16 protein-coding genes are annotated in these 17,226 nt (G+C 65.7%); 4 read left to right on the top strand and 12 right to left on the bottom strand.

Going from position 1 to position 17,226, the window contains the following annotated elements; genetic code table 11:
* Positions 1–5: 5 nt before the first annotated feature.
* The 5 genes from AC5RTS_RS06415 to AC5RTS_RS06395 form a co-directional block, all read right to left on the bottom strand.
* Entirely contained in the window at positions 6–1,586 is a 1,581-nt protein-coding gene (locus AC5RTS_RS06415) for a transporter (protein WP_493991238.1), read from the bottom strand.
* Positions 1,568–2,359, bottom strand: coding sequence for an ABC transporter ATP-binding protein (locus AC5RTS_RS06410; RefSeq protein ID WP_493991237.1), 792 nt, complete (start codon positions 2,357–2,359; stop codon positions 1,568–1,570). Before AC5RTS_RS06410 ends, AC5RTS_RS06415 begins: the two co-directional genes overlap by 19 nt.
* Positions 2,360–2,462: 103 nt before the next feature.
* Positions 2,463–3,584, bottom strand: a complete 1,122-nt coding sequence (locus AC5RTS_RS06405; RefSeq protein WP_493991236.1) for an NADH:flavin oxidoreductase/NADH oxidase — start codon at positions 3,582–3,584, stop codon at positions 2,463–2,465.
* A gap of 15 nt (positions 3,585–3,599) precedes the next feature.
* Positions 3,600–4,577 carry a co-chaperone YbbN gene (locus AC5RTS_RS06400; protein WP_493991235.1) on the bottom strand — a complete coding sequence of 326 codons (978 nt, stop codon included), beginning with the start codon at positions 4,575–4,577 and terminating at the stop codon, positions 3,600–3,602.
* Between the two features lie 63 nt (positions 4,578–4,640).
* Entirely contained in the window at positions 4,641–6,341 is a 1,701-nt protein-coding gene (locus tag AC5RTS_RS06395; protein ID WP_493991234.1) for a DUF8094 domain-containing protein, read from the bottom strand.
* Positions 6,342–6,622: 281 nt separating this feature from the next.
* Between AC5RTS_RS06395 and AC5RTS_RS06390 the strand changes: the two genes are divergently transcribed.
* Positions 6,623–7,972: an AI-2E family transporter gene (locus AC5RTS_RS06390; RefSeq protein WP_493991233.1), complete on the top strand. Its 1,350-nt coding sequence runs from the start codon at positions 6,623–6,625 to the stop codon at positions 7,970–7,972.
* 24 nt (positions 7,973–7,996) lie between these two features.
* Here AC5RTS_RS06390 and AC5RTS_RS06385 read toward each other — a convergent pair whose 3' ends face one another.
* Positions 7,997–8,341 (bottom strand): Rv1322 family protein, encoded by a 345-nt coding sequence (locus AC5RTS_RS06385; protein ID WP_493991232.1) that lies wholly within the window; start codon positions 8,339–8,341, stop codon positions 7,997–7,999.
* Positions 8,342–8,381: 40 nt separating this feature from the next.
* On the opposite strand from AC5RTS_RS06385, the gene nucS reads away from it, so the two are divergent.
* From nucS to AC5RTS_RS06370, 3 genes are all read left to right on the top strand, one after another.
* Entirely contained in the window at positions 8,382–9,077 is a 696-nt protein-coding gene (nucS, locus tag AC5RTS_RS06380) for an endonuclease NucS (protein WP_493991231.1), read from the top strand.
* 35 nt (positions 9,078–9,112) lie between these two features.
* Entirely contained in the window at positions 9,113–10,348 is a 1,236-nt protein-coding gene (locus tag AC5RTS_RS06375) for an N-acetylglucosamine-6-phosphate deacetylase (RefSeq protein WP_493991230.1), read from the top strand.
* Positions 10,349–10,566: 218 nt separating this feature from the next.
* A complete protein-coding gene (locus AC5RTS_RS06370) occupies positions 10,567–10,770 on the top strand; it encodes a cold-shock protein (protein WP_146361532.1) in 204 nt (67 codons plus the stop codon).
* Between the two features lie 99 nt (positions 10,771–10,869).
* Here AC5RTS_RS06370 and murA read toward each other — a convergent pair whose 3' ends face one another.
* From murA to atpA, 6 genes are all read right to left on the bottom strand, one after another.
* Entirely contained in the window at positions 10,870–12,135 is a 1,266-nt protein-coding gene (gene murA, locus AC5RTS_RS06365; RefSeq protein WP_493991229.1) for a UDP-N-acetylglucosamine 1-carboxyvinyltransferase, read from the bottom strand.
* A 130-nt stretch (positions 12,136–12,265) separates the two neighbouring features.
* Positions 12,266–12,694, bottom strand: coding sequence for a DUF2550 domain-containing protein (locus AC5RTS_RS06360; protein ID WP_493991228.1), 429 nt, complete (start codon positions 12,692–12,694; stop codon positions 12,266–12,268).
* 9 nt (positions 12,695–12,703) lie between these two features.
* A complete protein-coding gene (locus AC5RTS_RS06355; protein ID WP_227903344.1) occupies positions 12,704–12,997 on the bottom strand; it encodes a F0F1 ATP synthase subunit epsilon in 294 nt (97 codons plus the stop codon).
* 5 nt (positions 12,998–13,002) lie between these two features.
* Complete coding sequence (gene atpD, locus AC5RTS_RS06350) at positions 13,003–14,466, bottom strand: F0F1 ATP synthase subunit beta (protein ID WP_493991227.1); 1,464 nt, start codon at positions 14,464–14,466, stop codon at positions 13,003–13,005.
* Positions 14,467–14,543: 77 nt separating this feature from the next.
* A complete protein-coding gene (locus AC5RTS_RS06345; protein WP_493991226.1) occupies positions 14,544–15,437 on the bottom strand; it encodes a F0F1 ATP synthase subunit gamma in 894 nt (297 codons plus the stop codon).
* 99 nt (positions 15,438–15,536) lie between these two features.
* Positions 15,537–17,174 carry a F0F1 ATP synthase subunit alpha gene (gene atpA / locus AC5RTS_RS06340; RefSeq protein ID WP_493991225.1) on the bottom strand — a complete coding sequence of 546 codons (1,638 nt, stop codon included), beginning with the start codon at positions 17,172–17,174 and terminating at the stop codon, positions 15,537–15,539.
* Between the last annotated feature and the right edge of the window lie 52 nt (positions 17,175–17,226).

The raw sequence follows: 17,226 nt of genomic DNA, 5'->3' as shown, positions 1-17,226 counted from the left end.
GCCGTCTACTTGTTGACGGAGACCTGCTGCAGCAGTTCCGGACCCCGGGCGTCCATCCAGCGCCCGCCCAGCCGGATACCGACCGCCAGCAGCACCGAGCCCAGCACGATGCCCGCTGCCAGGGTCGCATAGCCCCATGCCAGGTTCTCCGTCACCACGGCGAGCACCGCCGGGACCAGCACCGGCACCAGCAGCACCAGCAGGATCACGCCCAGAAGACCCTGGACGAGAAAGGTCCGGCCGGCCGATCCGGGCGGGGTCTTGAACGCGTTCTCACCGGGGAGCGGCACGTTGTAGGTGTATCGGGCGGACACGGCACTGGAGACCCCCATGCCCATCAGCAGTACGCCCAGGCTCACGCCGAGGACGGTGGGAGCCAGATGCGCCAACCCGCTCAGGAACGCCGGCAGGAGCGAGGCCAGCACCACGGCCGGGACGGCGAACACCGCGCAGGCCAGCACGCGTCCCGCCCGGTCTGCCCGCCCGCTGACACCGGTGGCGAGGTGCAGGGCGAAGGCCGTGTTGTCGTAGGAGACATCGGCATGGAGGGTATACCCCAGCAGGAACCCGATCAGCGGGCCGATCACCAGGGTGACCAGCAGCCCGGGGTTGCTGTCCGGCCCCGCATTGTTGGCCATGAACACGACCAGTACCGGCAGGATCGGAATAATCAGCAGCGAGGCGCTGTACCGGGGATCGCGGAACCAGTATGTCAGGGCACGGGCAGCCACGGCGCCGGTGGGAGTGGCAGGAAAACGGGCGAATAACCCGAGCCCGGCGGACTTCCGGCCACCGGCGGAAACCTGCGGCGGATTTACCAGCGCCCGCAGCAGCAACGCTTTCCATACGAGAACCAACACTGCCAGGAACACGAGGCTGATGGCGGTTTTGGCGGCCGCGGCGCCGAAGTGGCCCAGGGCAATGTCCCCCGGGACGGCCCAGACGGCGCCGAGCGGTGTCCAGGAGAGCCCGTCAGCCAGGCGGAGGAGGAACGCGCTGTTCAGGCTGATTCCTTCCACGGCCGCGAGCAGCGGGCCCAGCAGGACCAGCGGAACAATCAGCAGCAGCCCGGTCACGTCCCGGAAACGGCGCGAACCGGTGAGGGATCCCGCGACTGCCACGGTAACCCTGGCGACGATCAGGCAGGTGAAGAGTGCGACGCCCGCCAGCACCAACGCAGCTGCCAGGGCCGCCGGCGAGCGGAACCAGCTCAAGGACTGCGCGAGCACGGCCAGGGCCATGGTCGCCCCTGGGATACCGATCAGGCCGCCCAGTGCCAGGCCGGTGAGCAGCTGTGGCACCGGAATGGCGAACGTGGTGAAGCGTGCGGGGTCCAGGGTCAGGTCCAGGCCGGAGAACACCACCGGAATCAGCGCCCAGCCCAGGATGGCGAGGGCACCGCCGAGGATGACCCCGGCACGGGCCAGGGCAGGATCCGCCCCGGCTACAAACAGGGCTGCCAGCAGGACGGCCAGGATGCCCAAGCTGTACAGGCAGCCGAGTACGATGCCGATCAGCTGCCAGGGGCTGCGCCGGAGCGAGTTGCGCAGCAGAACAAGCTTCAGCTTCAGGAGGTGCGCAACCATTCCAGCCCTTCCGAGTGGGTCCGGCCGCCTACCAGTGAGACGAAGCGGTCTTCCAGGCTGCCGTTGCCGCGGACCTCGTCCACGGTCCCGGCTGCCAGCAGGTTGCCGGCTGCCACCACCGCCACGTGGTCGCACATGCGCTGGACCAGGTCCATGACATGGCTGGAGACGATGACTGTGCCGCCGGAGGAAACATAGCCGGAAAGAATGTCCCGGATATTCGCCGCCGAGACCGGGTCAACCGCCTCGAACGGCTCGTCGAGGACAAGCAGCCGCGGGGCATGGATCATCGCCGCGGCCAGGGCAATCTTTTTCGTCATGCCTGCCGAGTAATCCACCACCAGCTTTCCGGCATCCGCGCTGAGGTCCATTGCCTTGAGCAGGTCCTTGGTCCGGGACGCCACCGTGTCCCGGTCCATTCCCCGGAGCAGGCCGGCATAGGCGACCAGCTGCTCGCCGGTCAGCCGGTCAAAAAGACGCACGCCGTCCGGCAGGATGCCCATCATCCGTTTGGCGTCGAGGTGGCGGGCCCAGACGTCGGTTCCGTGTACCCATACCTGGCCGTGATCGGGCCGGAGCAGGCCGGTGGCCAGGGACAGCAGGGTGGTTTTGCCGGCACCGTTGGGTCCCACCAGTCCGTAGAAGGACCCGGCAGGGACATCCAGGCTGATGCCGTTAACGGCGGTCTTCGGGCCGAAACGCTTTGCGAGTCCCCGGATGGCCAGGGCCGGGGCGGCAGCCGCTGAATCTGTCACAGGCACGGGATCTGTCATACGCCCAGATTAGCGGCCGCCGGTTTCAATGACCTCGGCAGCAGGGACCAGATCCGACGCGCGCAGGCGCCGGTTCCTCCCCCGCGCGGACTACTGCCTGCGGCTAGAACCCGCCGGGACGCCTACCCCGCTCATACTGCGGCACCCAGGGCAGCTTCTGATCCAGCTCGGCGGCTGCCCGCAGCCACCAATGCGGATCCCGCAGGGCTGCCCGGGCTATCAGGGCGGCGTCGGCGGAACCCGCCTGCAGGATGTCCTCGGCCTGGGCACCGGTATCGATCAGCCCGACGGCAGCCGTGGGGATTCCGGCCCCGTGGCGGACTGCCGCCGCGAACTCCACCTGATAATTCGGTGCGACAGGGATGGTTGCGCCCGGAACGGCGCCGCCCGTGGAGACGTCAACCAGGTCAACCCCACGCTCACGGGCCTGGCGGGCGAGCACCACGGAGGATTCGGCGTCCACTCCCCCGGTCATCCAGTCAGTCGCGGAAATCCGGAGCAGCAAGGGCATGGATTCCGGGATGACGGCCCGCACTGCGTCGATGACTTCCAGGGTCAGCCGGTTGCGTCCGGCTTCGTCGCCGCCCCAGGCGTCGGTCCGCGTGTTGACGAGAGGGCTGAGGAACTGGTGCAGCAGGTACCCGTGCGCGCCGTGGATCTCGATGGTGTCGAAACCGGCATCCACCGCACGGACGGCGGCCGCGGCGAAGTCACTGATGACACGGCGGATGCCGTCCTCATCCAGCTGCCGGGGTGCGGCGTAGCTGCCGAATGCCTCGGCGGTGGGGCCGACGGTCTGCCAGCCGCCGTCCGCGGCCGGAACACTCCCGTGACCGGCTGCGAAGGGGGCATAGGTGGATGCCTTGCGGCCGGCATGTGCCAGCTGGATGCCGATCCGGGCGTCCACCGCACCGTGCCGGTGCACGAACTCCGTAATCCGCTGCCACCCCGCAGTTTGTTCCTCATTCCAGATACCGGCGTCCTGGGGACTGATGCGCCCCTCGGGGCTGACGGCTGCCGCCTCGGTGATGATCAGGGCCGCGCCGCCGGCGGCGAAGGAGCCCAGATGCATCAGGTGCCAGTCGTTGGGTACGCCGGGGGCGTTGCCCGGAACATCCGGCAGGACCGGGTCAGCGGAGTACTGGCACATGGCGGCCACCCAGCCGCGGTGGGACAGTTCCAGCCCGCGCAGGGATAGCGGGTCAAACAGTGAAGCCGTTTCCATGGAGGTTCCTGCCGCCTAGAAGAGGGCCCGGGCCAGCGCCGAGCGGGCCTTGGTCACCCGGGGATCGCTAATGCCCACGATTTCGAACAGGTCCAGCAGCCGCAGCCGTGCGGTCTCCCGGTCCTCGCCGTGGACACGCGCGATCAGGGAAATGATGCGCCGGAAGGCATCCTCGACGTGTCCTCCGGCAATATCCAGGTCGGCCACGGCCAGCTGTGCCGCCACATTGTCGGGTTCATCGGCACCGGCCCGGCGCACTGCCTCGGCGTCCGCTCCCCGGAGCCGGATCATCAGCTCCACCTGGGCCAGCCCGGCCTTTGCCTCGGCGTCGGCGGGCTGCTCGGCGAGGGCCTTGCGGTAGGCTGCGGCAGCGCCGTCGTAGTCCTCGGCGTTAATGGCGTCGAAGGCTTCCTGGTGCAGCGGCGGCAGCGGCGCCTCTGCTCCCGGCTCCTCTGCCGCGGCGCCGTCCAGGGACCCGTTCACGCCGTTGGCGGCAGCCACCTGCAGCAGCTCGGCCACCACGGCACGGATCTGTTCCTCCGGCAGTGCGCGGTCAAACATCGGCACCGGCTGACCCTTCAGCACAGCTGCCACCGTGGGCACGGCGATGGCCTGGAAGGCCTGGGCGATCTGCGGGTACGCGTCCACGTCCACCCGGGCCAGGAGCATCCGGCCGTTCTCTTCAGCGGCAATTCCCGCCAGTACTGCCGACACATTCTGCGAGTCCGCGTTGGTCCGCGAGTACAGGTCGATGACCACCGGCACCTCGGCGGAAAGCTGAACAATCTGCGGGAACGTCTGTTCCGAAACCTCCACCACGAACGGCGACGGCGCAGCGGGGGCGCCTGCATCCGACGGCGCGGCCTGTGCAGCCGGTGCGGCAGCTGCCGGCGGGGCCGCGGAGCGGGCCTTCAGCGCGGAGAGGTCAACGGCCCCCCGGAAGTTCATGGAGGACGGGGCCGCCGGTGAGGGGCGGTGGTTCGGTGTGCTCATTTCTTCACCTTATTACCTTGCGCCCGGTCACCGGCAAGCCTGCCTCCGTTCCGGAGCCGTCAGCTACTTCAGGGTTGCTGACAGCAGCTGCTGGGAAGCACCGACGACCAGCGCCTTACCGGTGCCGCCGGCGGCGGGGACGTAGATCATCACTGCCTCGCCGTGCGTCACATCGATGCCGGCGTCCGTATCCGGCGCCCCCGTCAGTGCCTCGTAGATCGTCCCGGCCAGGTTGACGGAATCACCGGCGTCCTTGGGAGTGCTGGAGAACGTGTTGGAGAGGTAGCCGAAAACCAGCGCGCCGCCGTCCTCGGTCCGCAGCGCCTGCGTGGCCTCGGGATCCGGGGTGTGGCTGAACGTGATGTTGGCGAACTCGTTCTTGGGATCCTTCTTCACCCCGTCTTCGAAGGCCACCACGTCGTCGCTGAAGCGGTTGGACTCGAAGGTGTCCTTGTTGCCGCCCTGCGGGTTGGTGAGGGAATCCGCCAGGGCGCTCACGGCCGCCTGGGGTGCCATGGCCAGGCCGTTGTCCGAATCGGCCGGAATCTGGTCCGTGCCGGTTTCGGCAGCGGGAGCCTCGGGGAACGTGCTGGCCGGCAGCATTTCAACCGCGGAGGCGAGCTTGTAGTTATCCCTTGCGGAAGCCTGGACCAGCAGCAGTGCCTGCGGCACCTCGTTCCCTTCGCCCTGGGTGACCGCCACCACGGTGCGGGGCCAGGAGAAGTTGGAGCTCACGGACTGGGTCAGCAAATCCTCCGAAGCCACGGGCACGGGCGCCTTGTGATCCGGGATCTTTGCTGCGGCTGCGTAGTTGGCCTTGCGCATGTCCAGGGCCGCGCCGGTTACCCGCGGATCCAGGGCAGAGGCGTCCTTGGCTGTGTCACCCGCCGCCACCGTGTCGGCCACGGAGGTGAGGATCCGGTTCAGCTGCGAATCCAGAATGACGGGGTGGCTGTCAGCAGGATCTTCTCCGGCAAGCGCGGGAGAGGGTGCGGCCACCAGGACCAGGGCGGCGGCGGCCGCAGCGGCCAGGCCCGGACGACGACGGCCCCGGGACAGGGCGCTGAACGGCACCGTGCTTCCGGAAACGGTTTCGGTGCTGCGCACAGGCGCAGTACCGGTGTCCGGTCCGCTGCTGCGGCGTCCGCTGCGCGGGCCGTCGCCGCCGCTGCGCAGGAAGCCCAGTGCCAGGCCCAGGACGGCCAGCAGTGCGCCGAGAATGATCAGGGGGACGGCAAACGGGCGGCTTGCATCGTTTTCCCAGCTGAGCGTGACATCGGTGGGGGCGGGAGCGGTACCGTCGGTGGCGAGCAGGATTTCCCACTCGCCCTCAGCCGGTGCTTCCCAGGTGTAGGACAGTTCGCCTTCCGCCGCTTCCTCTGCCACCCACATGTCCGAGCCTGCGGGGTTCGGGGCGGTGATGCCGTTGTCGTCCGTGCCCACCTGCAGGCCGAGGCTTCCATCACCCGGGCTCAGGCGGGTGGCAGACGCATCCCCCACCCAGGCCTGCACGTCATTGGCGCGCCCCACTGCCAGGGTGAACGGTGCTTCGGAGCGGACGGTGATGTCCACGCCGTCCGGATATTCGGCCAGCAATTCCGATTCCAGCACGGTAACTACGCCGCCCTGTACCTCCCCGTCCGACGCCCCGGCGGCGGAGACCGATTCGGTCTCCGGGGGTGCCCAGATGGTGCGCTGTCCGATGCCGATCAGCATCAGCAGCACCCCGAGGACTATCAGCGGAACTGCAAATTTGTTTCGCACAATTTACCTATCTTCGGTGAAGTGACATCTCCGGGTCGGCGCCGTCCGGCAGGCAGGAACAAAGCCTGCGGATGTGGTCGGCGGAAGCGCAGCGGTTCATCGGTGTCCTGGCACTTTATAACCCAATGGTAACGAAGTCCCTTGACACGGCCCATTCGAGGGGCCCGGCCCCGATGTCCTTTGAGGTCCCGAAGGAATGGAAACGCCTCCCGGAGCCGGTGCGGCTGATAAGGTTTCGCAACGTATCAGGCACCGCAAACGGCACAGGAAGAGGGCACGGCATGAGCGAAAACGAGGACCTTCCCGTCCACGCACCGCTCCCCGGCCCCGAGCAGGCGCCGGCAGGCGGAGACGTGTCTCCAAAGGAGGCGCCGGGACCCAATGCTGCAACCCCGCGCCGGCTGCCCGGTTTGATCGCCGCGGTCACCGGCCGCCTGCAGCGGGGATTGCCCGGTGCCAGGCCGCGGCCGCGTTTTGAGATCCCGCCGGAGGATCTTTCGGGCCCCGAAGTCGCCGTGGATCCCGATGTCCGCCTTCCGGATGAGCGGCTGGGTATCGGTGGAGCGCAGGCGGTACCGGACCCGGACGCCGGCAGCATGCGGGCACACCCCATTTATTTCGGTTTTATGCTCACCGTGGGCGTGGGCCTTGCCCTCCTGCTGTACTTCGTCATCACCAACGTCGGCGAACTTCTGGTGTGGATCGGTGCCGCACTGTTCATCGCGCTGGGCCTGGACCCGGTGGTCCGCTGGCTCGGTGCGCGGCGCATTCCGCGTCCGGCCGGCATCGCCATCACGGTCCTGGCACTGGCCGGCATCGTTACCGCGTTCTTCGCCACCCTGATTCCCACCATCGTCAGCCAGACCTCCGACATTGTCTCCAAGGCGCCGGGGTACATCGACGATTTCCTGGCCTCCGATTTCTTCGTCAATATTGACCGGCAGTTCCAGGTCCGTGACCGCATTGACGAAGAGGTCACCAAGTTTTTCTCCAACAGCGACGCAGTGGGCGGCATTTTCGGCGGCGTGCTGAGTGTTGGCACCGTAATTGCCAATGGCCTGTTCGGTGCGTTGATCATCCTGGTGCTCACCCTGTATTTTCTGGCTTCCCTGCCCTCGATGAAAAAATGGGCGTACCGGCTGGCTCCGCGCAGCCGCCGCCGGCGGGTGGAGGCACTCTCCGAGGAGATCACCGGCAGCGTGGGCAACTACGTGATCGGCCAGGGCTTCGTTGCCCTTTTGGACGCCACCTATGCGTTCATCGTGATGACCATTACCGGGGTCCCGTTCTCGGTCCTGCTGGCCTTCGTGGTGGCCCTCCTGGCATTCATTCCCCTGGTGGGCCCGCCCATTGCCCTGGTCCTGGTGTCGCTTGTTGCCCTGACCGTGGGCTGGCAGACGGCGGTGGTGTTTGCCATCCTCTACATGGCGTACCTGCAGTTTGAGGCCTACTTCGTTTCGCCGCGCGTGATGCAGCGTGCGGTGGCAGTGCCCGGCGCCGTCGCCGTCATCGCCGTCATTGCCGGCGGCACGCTGCTCGGCGTCCTGGGGGCACTCATCGCCATCCCGACGGCAGCGGCCACGCTGCTCCTGCTGAAGGAAGTCTTTATTGCCCGGCAGGACCGGCACTGACCCCGGCCTGCACTTGCTGCCCGCCTAGTAGCGCCGGCGGGTCCGCCAGCAATGGCTGTGCCAGTGCCGCCTGCCCTCCACGGCGGCCTGCCTGCCGAACAGTGAATCTTCCTGCCAGACCACCAGGTGTGCGGTGCCGGGCGGGATCAGTACGCCGCAGCCGGGGCACCGATAGTCCTTGGCAGCGTTCTGTGCCGTGATCTGCCGCACGGACCACTCGCCGTCGGGACCGCTCTCATGCCGGGGAAGTCCGGCGCGCGTGCGCTCCAAATCGACTTCCGGCGGAGCGGAGGCCCACTTACGGCGGGCATTGCGCCCGGCGGGGCTGCCGGCCGACGGCGCGCGGCGGGGACGGTTGGAGCGGGGCATAGAAGTCATTTTGCCGCAGTGGAGCCGGTAAAGTGCAACTGTGCGTTTAGTAATAGCCCGCTGCTCCGTTGACTACGTCGGCCGCCTCCGTGCCCATCTGCCCCTGGCCGTCCGGCTCCTGATGGTCAAGGCCGACGGTTCCGTCCTGATCCATTCCGATGGCGGATCCTATAAGCCGCTGAACTGGATGAGCCCTCCCGCGACCATGCGCAGCGTGGCGCCGGACGAGACGGACGCAGAGGCCGGGGTTACCGAGGTGTGGAACGTCCAGAGCGCCAAGACCGATGACCGGCTGGTGATCAGCATCCACGAGCGCTTCTCCGACGTCTCCCATGACCTGGGGGTTGATCCCGGCCTGATCAAGGACGGCGTTGAAGCGGACCTGCAGCGGCTCCTGGCCGAGCAGATCAGCCGGCTCGGCGAAGGGCACACCCTGATCCGCCGCGAATACATGACGGCCATCGGGCCCGTGGATATCCTGGCGCGGGACGCTTCCGGGACCACGGTGGCCGTCGAACTCAAACGGCGGGGGGACATCGACGGCGTGGAGCAGCTCACCCGTTATCTGGAACTGCTGAACCGGGATCCCCTGCTGGCACCGGTGAAGGGTGTTTTTGCCGCCCAGCAGATCAAGCCCCAGGCACGCGTCCTGGCAGAGGACCGCGGAATCACCTGCCTGACGCTGGATTATGACGCCATGCGCGGAGTGGATGACCGGGATTCCAGGCTGTTCTGACACCCTGCCCGGGCGGGCATGCCTAGAATCGGTGCATGACGTCCACAGCCCCTGATCAAAGCCGCGGTTGGATCCGCGGTGCCCTGCTCGCCCCGGACGGGCTGGTCCGCGACGGCGTGCTGGCGTTCGAGGGCGACCGTATTGCCCACGCCGGGCCCGCGGACGCGTTCGACCGCGACGGCTGGCCGGACCCGGTTACCGCGCCGGACGGCGCGCTCATCATTCCCGGGCTGGTGGACCTGCATTGTCACGGTGCCGTCGGGAGCGACTTCACCACCGCGGACGGTGAGGGTATACGCCGGGCTGCCGCGTTCCTGCATTCCGCCGGCACCACCACGCTGCTGGCGAGCACCGTCTCCGCCCCGAAGGGGCAACTGCTGGCGGCCGCGGGCCGGCTCGGCGCCCTTGCCCGCGAGGGAACCATTGCCGGCATCCACGCGGAGGGTCCGTTCCTCTCCCCCATCCGCTGCGGAGCGCAGGAACCGGCTTCCCTGCTTCCCCCGGACCCGGACTTCGTGGATGAACTCCTCGCCGCCTCCGACGATGAGCTGGTGACCATGACCTACGCCCCGGAACTGGACGGTGCGGAAGAGCTGGTGGACCGGCTGATCACCCGGGGAGTGACACCCTCCCTGGGCCATTCCGACGCCTCGGACACCACCGCTGCCGAGTCGCTGGAATCTGCCCGTGAGGAGATGGAGGAAGCAGGCTTCGACGGCTACGCCCCGCGCCCAACAGTGACGCACCTGTTCAACGGCATGGCCCCGATGCACCACCGCTCCCCAGGGCCCGTCTCTGCGTGCCTGCGGGCGGCGTCGCAGGGTGATGCGGTGGTGGAAATCATTGCCGACGGCGTGCACCTGGACCCGGCCATGGTCCGCACGGTCTTTGAGCTGGCCGGCGCGGCCAACGTGGCGCTGGTGAGCGATTCCATGGCCGCAACCGGCCTGGGCGACGGCACCTACTCCCTCGGGCCGGCGACCGTCGTCGTCAGCGGCGGTACCGCCCGTTTGGACAACACGGACGGCGGGCTGGCCGGAGGCACCGCCACTCTGCTCCAGTGCGTCCGGACCGCGGTCGGTGCCGGTGTTCCCCTTGCCGATGCCGTGCTGGCAGCCACCGCAGTACCGGCTGAGGTGCTCCGGCTTGCGGATGAAGTCGGTGCCCTGAGGCGGGGGCTGCGGGCCGATGCCCTGCTGGTTTCCCAGGAGCTGGAGCTCCTCGGCGTCCTGCGCTGCGGGGCCTGGCTGAGGCCCCCGGAAAACACGTAGGAAAAACTTGTAAATATTTCGTTTTTGGCATTGACCATCGAAATGGCTTATGCGACTCTATTACCAGTCTTTGTGTAGGTGTTTTTTCATGCTCGCAAGACCGTTGCGAGCGAGAGGCTCCTCAAGGAACTGCTGAACGGCAAGAACTTGGGCTTTCTTGCTTCAGTAACATAAGCCGCACGGAGCGTGCAGGTAAGTTCCATTTATGAGGAGAAACAATGGCTCAGGGTACCGTCAAATGGTTTAACGCCGAAAAGGGCTTCGGCTTCATCACTCCGGACGATTCAGACGGCGACGTCTTTGTCCACTACTCCGAGATCCAGACCAACGGATTCAAGACCCTCGACGAGAACCAGCGCGTTTCCTTCGAGATCGGCCAGGGCGCCAAGGGTCCCCAGGCCACCGGCGTCACCGCCCTCTAAGGATTAGCCAGCAGTAATTCCCGGAAGGGAAACCAGGAAAGCCTCCGGCATATGCCGGAGGCTTTCCTGCGTCTGTACCGTTTCTAACCCCGACCGTTTCTAACCCCGGCGGCGCACCACGTTCGCTCCAAGTCCGCGAAGGTTTTCCATAAACCTTTCATAGCCGCGGTCAATATGGTCAACACCGCGCACTTCGCTGGTCCCGTCCGCGGTCAGCCCGGCAATGACCAGCGCCGCACCGGCTCGGATATCGTTGGCCACGACGGGCGCCCCCGACAGCCGCGGAACACCCTGAATCAATGCATGGTGCCCGTCCAGGCGCACCACGGCGCCCAGGCGTGCCAGCTCCGAGGTAAACCCCCAGCGGGCCTCGAAGACATTCTCGGTCACCATGCCCGAGCCGGTGGACACGGCGTTCAGCGTCACCACAAACGGCTGCAGGTCTGTCGGGAAACCCGGATAGGGCAGGGTGGAGACATTGATGGGCTCCGGCCGCGCCGGCCCCTTGACCGTGAAGCTGTCCTCGCCGGTTTCCACTTCGCACCCGGCCTGGACCAGCTTGTCCAGCACCACGGCGAGGGCGGACGCATCCGCGTGGCGTACTTCAATCGATCCGCCGGTGATGGCGGCAGCGAAGGCCCACGTACCCGCGACGATCCGGTCCGGCACAACCCGGTGCTCCACCGGGTGCAGCTCCTGCACACCGTCGATGACCAGCGTGTTGGTCCCGACGCCGCTGATCTTGGCGCCCATACCGGTCAGCATGAGGGCGATGTCGGTGATTTCCGGTTCGCGGGCGGCGTTGTCGATGACGGTCCTCCCCCGTGCCAGCGTTGCTGCCATCATGAGGTTCTCCGTCGCACCCACGGACGGGAAATCCAGGATATGGGCCGCACCGTGCAGCCCTTCCGGGACCGAGGCCATCAGGTATCCGTGGTCGATGCCGATGGTTGCCCCCATAAGCTCCAGCCCGGCCCGGTGCATGTCCAGGCCGCGTGAACCAATGGCGTCCCCGCCGGGCAGTGCCACCTCGGCACGGCGGCAGCGGGCCACGAGCGGGCCCAGCACCGAGATCGAGGCACGCATCGCCCGCACCAGGTCATAGTCCGCCTGGTGACCCGGCATCGCCGGCACGTCCACGGCCACCGATGCGGCGTCGACGTCGTAATCCACCGCGCACCCCAGCCGGCGCAGCAACTCGGCCATGATCCAGACATCCTGGATGTTGGGCACATTGGTGATCACGGAGCGGCCCTCGGCCAGCAGCGTGGCGGCCATCAGCTTCAGCACGCTGTTCTTGGCACCCGGGACGGTCACTGCTCCGCGGAGCGTGCTGGGACCGGTAACAACAATGACGTCTTCCATTACTCCATCCTAGGCGGACGCAGCCGGACCGCTTCGTCCAACGGGGCCGGGCCGCGCGCGCCTGCGGCTGTAACCGGGCAGCAAAAAAGGCACAGGGATTCTTCCCTGTGCCTTTTTGGCGTTCTCCCGGCTACCGCCAGGTGCCGATGCCGATCACCGGACCGGCCTCGAGCCACGAGGAGAGGCCCGTGTAGGTTTCGTACTTCATGGCCACCAGGAATTCGCTCCCCTGGCAGGACAGAGTAACCACCACGGCGCCCGGCTGGATACGGGGCCGCTCTGCTTCGGTGGGCTCCCGCCAGCCGTTGATTTCCAGCGAGCTGCGCAGGAAACGGTACGGCGGACGGGGACTCAGCGAAACAAGCCGCAGCCACTCCAAGTGGGTGTCCGTATAACGGCAAACCCCCATCCGCCACCCGGCAGGCGGGAGGCAGATGGAGGCATCAAAGGTCCCCAGGGTGCGCCGCAGGGAACTGCGGCGCACCCAGAAAAGCACTACTGCCAGGACCAGCAGCCCGAAGAGGGCTGCCACAGCAATGAACACGTAGGAGCTGTCCATCGGTGGGGGTCAGCGGATCCCGGCGGTTGCTTCGTTGGTCACCTTGGCATTGTCGGCCACAATGACCACGCGGTTGTTGTCCACGGAGAAGAATCCTCCGTCAACGCTTACCTCAATGCGCGAGCCGGACACCGGCTCGATGGCCATGGTGCCCTCTGCCAGGATGGCCAGCACCGGTGAGTGGCCGGGAAGGATCCCGATCTCGCCGTCGCTGGTGCGGGCCTTGACCATCTTTGCTGCACCGGACCACACGAAGTGGTCTGCTGCAACGATCTCAACTTCGAGTTCAGCAGTGTCCGCCATGGGGCTCACTTCCCGGTCTGCTCTTGGATCTTCGCCCACTGACGCTCGACATCGTCCATGCCGCCGACGTTGAAGAAGGCCTGCTCGGCAATGTGGTCAACGTCGCCGTCGCAGATGGCCTTGAAGCCTTCGATGGTGTCCTTGATGGAAACCGTCGAACCTTCAACACCGGTGAACTGCTTGGCGGTGTAGGTGTTCTGGGAGAGGAACTGCTGGATGCGGCGTGCACGCGACACGACGATCTTGTCCTCTTCAGAGAGCTCGTCAACACCGAGGATGGCGATGATGTCCTGCAGTTCCTTGTTCTTCTGAAGGATCTGCTTGACGCGGATGGCCGTGTCGTAGTGCTCCTGGCCCACGTACTGCGGGTCGAGGATGCGCGACGTCGAGGTCAGCGGATCCACGGCCGGGTACAGGCCACGGGAAGCGATTTCACGGGAAAGTTCCGTGGTCGCATCCAGGTGCGCGAACGTGGTGGCCGGAGCCGGGTCGGTGTAGTCATCTGCAGGCACGTAAATGGCCTGCATGGACGTGATCGAGTGGCCCTTGGTGGAGGTAATGCGCTCCTGCAGCAGACCCATCTCGTCAGCCAGGTTCGGCTGGTAGCCCACGGCGGAAGGCATGCGGCCGAGAAGGGTGGAAACCTCGGAGCCTGCCTGCGTGAAGCGGAAGATGTTGTCGATGAAGAGCAGCACGTCCTGGTTCTGCACATCGCGGAAGTACTCCGCCATGGTCAGAGCCGACAGTGCCACGCGCAGACGCGTTCCCGGCGGCTCATCCATCTGGCCGAATACAAGGGCGGTGTCCTTCAGGACGTTCGCCTCTTCCATTTCAACCCAGAGGTCGTTGCCTTCACGGGTACGCTCGCCCACACCGGCGAATACCGAGGTACCGCCGAAGTTGCGGGCAACACGGGTGATCATTTCCTGGATCAGCACGGTCTTGCCGACGCCGGCGCCGCCGAACAGGCCGATCTTGCCACCCTTGATGTACGGGGTGAGGAGGTCGATCACCTTGATGCCGGTTTCCAGCATCTCGGTCGAGCCCTCGAGGTCAGCGAAGTTCGGTGCCGAGCGGTGGATGGGCCAGCGCTCGGAGATCTCCAGCTTGTCTTCGGTAACATCCAGGGGCTGGCCCAGGACGTTGAAGATGTGGCCCTTGACGCCGTCGCCTACGGGGACGGAGATGGGGGCACCCGTGTCGACCACGGCTGCGCCGCGGACCAGACCGTCGGTGGCCTGCAGGGAGATGGCACGGACGAGGTTGTCACCCAGGTGCTGGGAAGTCTCGAACGTGATGGTGCGGGTCTGGCCGTCGAGCGTGAGCTCGGTGGTCAGTGCGTTGTAGATGGTGGGGATTGCGTCAGCCGGGAATTCGACGTCGACAACCGGGCCGATGACACGGGCGATACGGCCGGTGGCACCCGAGGCTACGGAATTAGCTCCGTGCTCGACAGTTTGGGCAGTCATCTCTCTCACTTCACTCAGTTAGATGGCGTGTGGACTAAGTTTTTTATGCGTTGGAACTTATCTTCGACGGCAGATGGTCAGGAGGCGCTGAGCGCGTCCGCACCGGCTACGATCTCGGAAAGTTCCTGGGTGATTTCGGCCTGACGCGCGTTGTTGCGAAGTCGGGTGTACTTCTTGATCAGGTCCGTGGCGTTGTCCCCTGCGGCCTTCATGGCGCGCTGGCGGGCTGCAAGCTCGGAAGCGGCTGCCTGGAGCATGGCTGCGAAGATGCGCGACTCGATGTAGCGCGGCAGCAGTGCGTCCAGAACCTTTTCCGGCTCCGGCTCGTATTCGTAGAGAGGCAGGAACTCAGAGCTTGTCTGGGCTTCTTCCTCGACTACTTCCAGCGGCAGCAGTCGGATAACCGCAGGTTCCTGAATAACCATGGACTTGAAGCGCGTGTACACGATGTGGATTTCATCCACGCCGCCGTCTTCGTAGGCCGTATTGAAGTCATCGAGGAGTGCCTTACCGATTTCACGGGCTGTTTCGAACTCGGGTGCATCGGTACCGCCGGTCCAGACCCGTTCCACGGAACGGTTACGGAATTCGTAGTACGCCTGCCCCTTGCGGCCAACAAGGTAGGTCTTAACTTCCTTGCCCTCTTCACGGAGCAATTCATTGAGTGCTTCGCCCTGCTTGAGGACACCGGCGGAGTAGGATCCGGCAAGACCGCGGTCGGAGGTCATGATGACCACGGCTGCACGCCGAATCTGCTCCGGTTCGGTGGTCAGCGGATGATCGATCTCCGACTGGGATGCCACAGCAGAAACGGCACGGGTGATCGCATTGGAGTAAGGCAGTGACGCAGCCACACGGGTGCGCGCCTTTCCAATGCGAGAGGCAGCAATCAGCTCCATCGCCTTGAAGATCTTCTGCATCGACGTGGTCGACGCGATCTTCTGGCGGTAGACCCGAATTTGGGCTCCCATACTCTTCCTTTCAGTTCCTAGCGTTGGAGCTAGGGGCTAAGGCAATGGCTCTGGGTTCCGCTGCCGGGCACAAGGCCCGGCAGCGGAACTCCACAGCCGCTAGCGCTTCTGCTTGACGATCTTTTCCTGGTCTACGGAGTCCTCGTCCAAGGCCGAGGTCTCTTCGTTGCCGGCGGCAACCATGCGGTTGTCACCTTCGCCGAAGAAGCCCTGCTTGAAGTTGGTGATGAGGTTCTTCATCTCATCCACCGTGGAATCCTCGAGCTTGTTCGTCTCGGCCAGGACGGTCATGACGGACGAGGAGTGGCGTACGTGCTCCAGGAACTCGGTCTCGAAGCGGCGCACGTCCTCAACGGGAACGTCATCCAGGTAGCCGTTGGTGCCCATCCAGATGGAGACAACCTGGTCTTCCACCGGGTACGGAGCGTACTGGCCCTGCTTGAGCAGTTCCATCAGGCGAGCACCGCGGGTCAGCTGCTGGCGGGAAGCCGCATCCAGGTCCGAGGCGAACATGGCGAAGGCCTGCATGTCGCGGTACTGGGCCAGTTCCAGCTTCAACGTACCGGAGACCTTCTTCATGGCCTTCTGCTGAGCTGCACCACCGACGCGGGACACGGAGATACCGACGTCGACGGCGGGGCGCTGGTTGGCGTTGAAGAGGTCCGACTGCAGGAAGATCTGGCCGTCGGTGATGGAAATAACGTTGGTCGGGATGTAGGCCGAGACGTCATTAGCCTTGGTTTCGATGATCGGCAGGCCGGTCATCGAGCCTGCACCGAGCTCGTCGGAGAGCTTGGCACAACGCTCCAGCAGACGGGAGTGCAAGTAGAAGACGTCGCCCGGGTAAGCTTCGCGTCCCGGCGGGCGGCGCAGCAGCAGCGACACGGCGCGGTAGGCTTCAGCCTGCTTGGAGAGATCATCAAAGATGATCAGGACGTGCTTGCCGCCGTACATCCAGTGCTGGCCGATGGCCGAGCCTGCGTACGGTGCCAGGTACTTGAAGCCGGCGGGGTCGGATGCCGGGGAGGCCACGATGGTGGTGTACTCCATGGCGCCCTGGTCTTCCAGCGTGCGCTTGATTTCAGCGATCGTGGAAGCCTTCTGGCCGATGGCAACGTAGATGCAGCGAACCTGCTTCTGCACGTCGCCGGACTCCCAGTTGGCCTTCTGGTTCAGGATGGTGTCCACGGCAATGGCGGTCTTACCCGTCTTGCGGTCACCAATGATCAGCTGGCGCTGGCCGCGGCCGATCGGGATCATGGCGTCGATTGCCTTGAGGCCGGTCTGGAGGGGCTCGTGGACCGACTTACGCTGGGTAACGCCGGGGGCCTGGAGCTCCAGTGCACGGCGTGCCTCAGCCTGGATCGGGCCCAGGTCATCCATCGGCTCGCCCAGCGGGTCGACTACGCGGCCCAGGAAGGCATCGCCTACGGGTACGGACAGGACTTCACCGGTGCGGTGTACTTCCTGGCCTTCTTCGATACCGGCGAAATCGCCAAGTACCACGACACCGATTTCACGGGTGTCCAGGTTCTGGGCGAGGCCCAGCGTGCCGTCCTCGAACCGAAGCAGCTCGTTCGCCATAACGGAGGGCAGGCCCTCCACACGGGCGATGCCGTCGCTGGCGGTGGTTACCCGGCCAACTTCAACGCGCTCTGCGTTTCCGGGTTCGTAGGACGCCGCGAATTCGTTCAACGCATTACGGACGTCGTCGGCGTTGATGGTCAATTCGGCCATCTGCAGTCCCTGCTCTCCTATGTTGTGATCATCGCTTACTTCCGATGACCGT

The organism is Arthrobacter sp. MDT1-49-2, from assembly GCF_059090185.1.
This window is presented reverse-complemented; position numbering and strand designations above follow the sequence as displayed.

What these genes read in the sequence shown, in the direction of transcription:
- atpD (WP_493991227.1), bottom strand. Translation starts at nt 14,466, where the DNA reads ATGACTGCCCAAACTGTCGAGCACGGAGCTAATTCCGTAGCCTCGGGT.
- murA (WP_493991229.1), bottom strand. Translation starts at nt 12,135, where the DNA reads ATGGAAGACGTCATTGTTGTTACCGGTCCCAGCACGCTCCGCGGAGCA.
- AC5RTS_RS06415 (WP_493991238.1), bottom strand. Translation starts at nt 1,586, where the DNA reads ATGGTTGCGCACCTCCTGAAGCTGAAGCTTGTTCTGCTGCGCAACTCG.
- AC5RTS_RS06360 (WP_493991228.1), bottom strand. Translation starts at nt 12,694, where the DNA reads ATGGACAGCTCCTACGTGTTCATTGCTGTGGCAGCCCTCTTCGGGCTG.
- AC5RTS_RS06405 (WP_493991236.1), bottom strand. Translation starts at nt 3,584, where the DNA reads ATGGAAACGGCTTCACTGTTTGACCCGCTATCCCTGCGCGGGCTGGAA.
- AC5RTS_RS06375 (WP_493991230.1), top strand. Translation starts at nt 9,113, where the DNA reads ATGACGTCCACAGCCCCTGATCAAAGCCGCGGTTGGATCCGCGGTGCC.
- AC5RTS_RS06370 (WP_146361532.1), top strand. Translation starts at nt 10,567, where the DNA reads ATGGCTCAGGGTACCGTCAAATGGTTTAACGCCGAAAAGGGCTTCGGC.
- AC5RTS_RS06355 (WP_227903344.1), bottom strand. Translation starts at nt 12,997, where the DNA reads ATGGCGGACACTGCTGAACTCGAAGTTGAGATCGTTGCAGCAGACCAC.
- atpA (WP_493991225.1), bottom strand. Translation starts at nt 17,174, where the DNA reads ATGGCCGAATTGACCATCAACGCCGACGACGTCCGTAATGCGTTGAAC.
- AC5RTS_RS06410 (WP_493991237.1), bottom strand. Translation starts at nt 2,359, where the DNA reads ATGACAGATCCCGTGCCTGTGACAGATTCAGCGGCTGCCGCCCCGGCC.
- AC5RTS_RS06400 (WP_493991235.1), bottom strand. Translation starts at nt 4,577, where the DNA reads ATGAGCACACCGAACCACCGCCCCTCACCGGCGGCCCCGTCCTCCATG.
- AC5RTS_RS06390 (WP_493991233.1), top strand. Translation starts at nt 6,623, where the DNA reads ATGAGCGAAAACGAGGACCTTCCCGTCCACGCACCGCTCCCCGGCCCC.
- AC5RTS_RS06385 (WP_493991232.1), bottom strand. Translation starts at nt 8,341, where the DNA reads ATGCCCCGCTCCAACCGTCCCCGCCGCGCGCCGTCGGCCGGCAGCCCC.
- AC5RTS_RS06345 (WP_493991226.1), bottom strand. Translation starts at nt 15,437, where the DNA reads ATGGGAGCCCAAATTCGGGTCTACCGCCAGAAGATCGCGTCGACCACG.